The sequence below is a fragment of the Devosia sp. genome (genome assembly GCF_028290645.1).
Lineage (GTDB): Bacteria > Pseudomonadota > Alphaproteobacteria > Rhizobiales > Devosiaceae > Devosia_A.
In genome coordinates this window covers 1-2575 of record NZ_JAQGJL010000322.1, presented here as the reverse complement: position 1 = coordinate 2575, position 2575 = coordinate 1, and the positions used below count along the sequence as shown (strand labels likewise).

The following is a 2575-nucleotide window of genomic DNA, read 5'->3' as shown; positions in this document are numbered from 1 at the left end:
GGCCCAACATGAACCAGAGCTATTGCATGTCGCCCGAGGCCAAGGTCACCGAGCGCTTCACGCGCGTGGCGGCCGACCAGATCCTCTATGAGTTCACGGTCGACGACCCGAAAACCTTCACCAGGCCGTGGAAGGCGCAGATGCCGCTGAACTCGACCAAGGGGCCGATCTACGAGTACGCCTGTCACGAAGGCAACCACGCCCTGGACGGCATTCTTGCGGGCGCACGCCAGGACGAGAAGGCCGGCCGCAAGACGGCCGCGGTCGATCTGGGAGAATAGGACCTAGCGCCGGCGGGTCAGCAGGCGGCGGCGCATCTGGCGGGCCATGCGCCAGCTCTTGGGCAGCACCATCCGCTCCATCCGCAGCACCTGTTGCCAGGCGACGGGGAAGACCTCCGGCTCGCGGCGCAGCAGCCGGCGGATCGGGAACACCACCTTGGGATGGCGGCGCTGCAGATGGATGAACTTGCGCCGGGCGGGCATCGAGGTGCGCAGCACGATGATCAGCCCGACCACCAGCAACGGCACGCCCAGGTGGCCGGGCAACAGGGCGAGCGGGATCCCGACCGCCATCAGCAGCATGCCGAAGCCGATGGCGACGGCGCGCAGGATGGAGGCCCAGAACGACCTGCTGAGGGCGGCGTCGCGGGCGCGGGCGGGCATGGTGAGGCTAAGGATGGTCACGGTTCAAACTCGGAGAACAGCCCACGATCAGGGGAGGGTGGGCCGCACGACTCACATATTGCCTTGAACGCGTGAATTTACAGGGGCGGTTCAGACACAATCGCACCTGCGGCGCCGATTAGTATTGAGCGTTGCATCCGGGCCGCACCTTCGCGTGCCAGGCGTGTCCTGGCTCAGCCCTTTGAGGCGCAATTCAGGCGGGCCGAGACGTCCATGCCGACCATCGAGGTCACCCGCCAGCCGTCGGGGAATTTGCGCAGCACATAGAGGCTGACCCGGTCCTTGGGGCCAAGCGGCGTGCCGTCGGTCTTCCAGCGGGTGAAGCGCATCTCGGCCAGGGCCGAGGTGTCGGTCAAAAGGCAGCCGTTGATCGAGGCCATGGTCGACTTGTCGTAGCCCTGCTTCTTGAGGTCGGCGAAATTTGCGGCGAGGCCGGCCTCGGACTGCATCGGGTTGGCGGGGTTGTCGAAGCGGTAGATCTGCTTGGTGATGGTCGCCGCGTCGCCGGCGTTCCAAAGCGTCAGATACTGCCGCATGACGGCCTCGACCTCGCGGCCCTTGTCGTCGGCCAGGGCGGGAGAGGCGAGGGCGAGCCCGATGGCCGCCGCGATGATCGCTGTCTTCATGATGTCCCCCAGGGGTCGGTTTGGGGGGAAGCTATTCGGCGCGAGGCCGTGAAGGCAAGGCTCAGACGAGGATGTCGAGCAACTCGCCCATCATCCGGTCGGCGGCCTTGAGCACGGCGATGTTGGCGGCGACGGCGTGCCTGGCGCCGATCTGCTCGACGATTTCGGAGCCGTAGTCGACGTCGGACGTGGGCGAGGCGAGCTGCGCCGTCCGCTCGGCGCTGCGCTCGAAGCGGCCGAAGGCGGTGTTCAGGCCGGCCGAGGCGATGGCGAGCACCTGCATGCGGTCATCATCGGCCAACGCGGTTAAGCCGGGGCGCACAAACAGGGTGAAAATCGGTTTGCCAACTTTCCTTTAACGAAGGCCTTGGCATCGCCGCAATTGGCGCTATATCTCCGCCTCCGCACGAATCCCATTCGTCGCGCTTTAGCGCCGAGGCTCGATCAGCCGCCCTCCGATCGAGCGAAGGCGTGCTTCGCGTTTTCGCGAAGCTTTCCGGCGTCCGCCAGGCGAGAGCCTGGTTCGAGGGTGGACGCAAATCGGAACCAATTTCGCGCGGGCCGAGCCTGCGCGCGCAGGGATACATCGATGGCGCAATCCTTCACCGGCCGTAAGCGGATCCGCAAGTCGTTCGGCCGCATCCCCGAGGCCGTGCAGATGCCGAACCTGATCGAGGTTCAGCGGTCCTCCTACGAGCAGTTCCTCCAGCGCGAGACGCGCGTCCCCGATCGCCGGGACGAGGGCCTGGAGGCGGTGTTCAAGTCGGTCTTCCCGATCAAGGATTTCAACGAGCGCGCTTTGCTCGAGTATGTCTCCTACGAGTTCGAGGAGCCCAAGTACGACGTCGAGGAGTGCATCCAGCGCGACATGACCTTCGCCGCGCCGCTGAAGGTCAAGCTGCGCCTGATCGTGTTCGAGAGCGACGAGGAAACCGGCGCCCGCTCGGTCAAGGACATCAAGGAGCAGGACGTCTACATGGGCGACATCCCGCTCATGACGGACAAGGGCACCTTCATCGTCAACGGCACCGAGCGCGTCATCGTCAGTCAGATGCACCGCTCGCCGGGCGTCTTCTTCGATCACGACAAGGGCAAGACCCACGCCAGCGGCAAGCTCCTCTTCGCCGCGCGCGTCATCCCCTACCGCGGCTCCTGGCTCGACTTCGAGTTCGACGCCAAGGAAGTGGTCTATGTCCGCATCGACCGGCGCCGCAAGCTCCCGGCCACCACCTTCCTCTACGGCCTTGGCATGGATGCCGAGGA

Annotated in this window: 3 protein-coding genes and 2 pseudogenes; 2 read left to right on the top strand and 3 right to left on the bottom strand. The window is 65.6% G+C overall.

Features of this window, described 5'->3' with window-relative positions; all coding sequences use genetic code 11:
- Nucleotides 1-281: pseudogene (locus JWQ89_RS17275) on the top strand (hypothetical protein); the annotation flags it as partial.
- 3 nt (nucleotides 282-284) lie between these two features.
- On the opposite strand, the gene JWQ89_RS17270 reads toward JWQ89_RS17275, so the two are convergent.
- The 3 genes from JWQ89_RS17270 to JWQ89_RS17260 form a co-directional block, all read right to left on the bottom strand.
- The gene (locus JWQ89_RS17270; RefSeq protein WP_299642984.1) at nucleotides 285-686 is read right to left on the bottom strand and encodes a hypothetical protein; all 402 of its coding nucleotides are present in this window, start codon (nucleotides 684-686) and stop codon (nucleotides 285-287) included.
- A gap of 173 nt (nucleotides 687-859) precedes the next feature.
- Nucleotides 860-1312, bottom strand: a complete 453-nt coding sequence (locus tag JWQ89_RS17265) for a hypothetical protein (protein ID WP_299642983.1) — start codon at nucleotides 1310-1312, stop codon at nucleotides 860-862.
- Nucleotides 1313-1373: 61 nt separating this feature from the next.
- Complete coding sequence (locus JWQ89_RS17260; protein WP_299642982.1) at nucleotides 1374-1613, bottom strand: hypothetical protein; 240 nt, start codon at nucleotides 1611-1613, stop codon at nucleotides 1374-1376.
- 288 nt (nucleotides 1614-1901) lie between these two features.
- Here JWQ89_RS17260 and JWQ89_RS17255 point away from each other — a divergent pair.
- Nucleotides 1902-2575 (top strand): annotated as a pseudogene (locus JWQ89_RS17255) (DNA-directed RNA polymerase subunit beta); the annotation flags it as partial.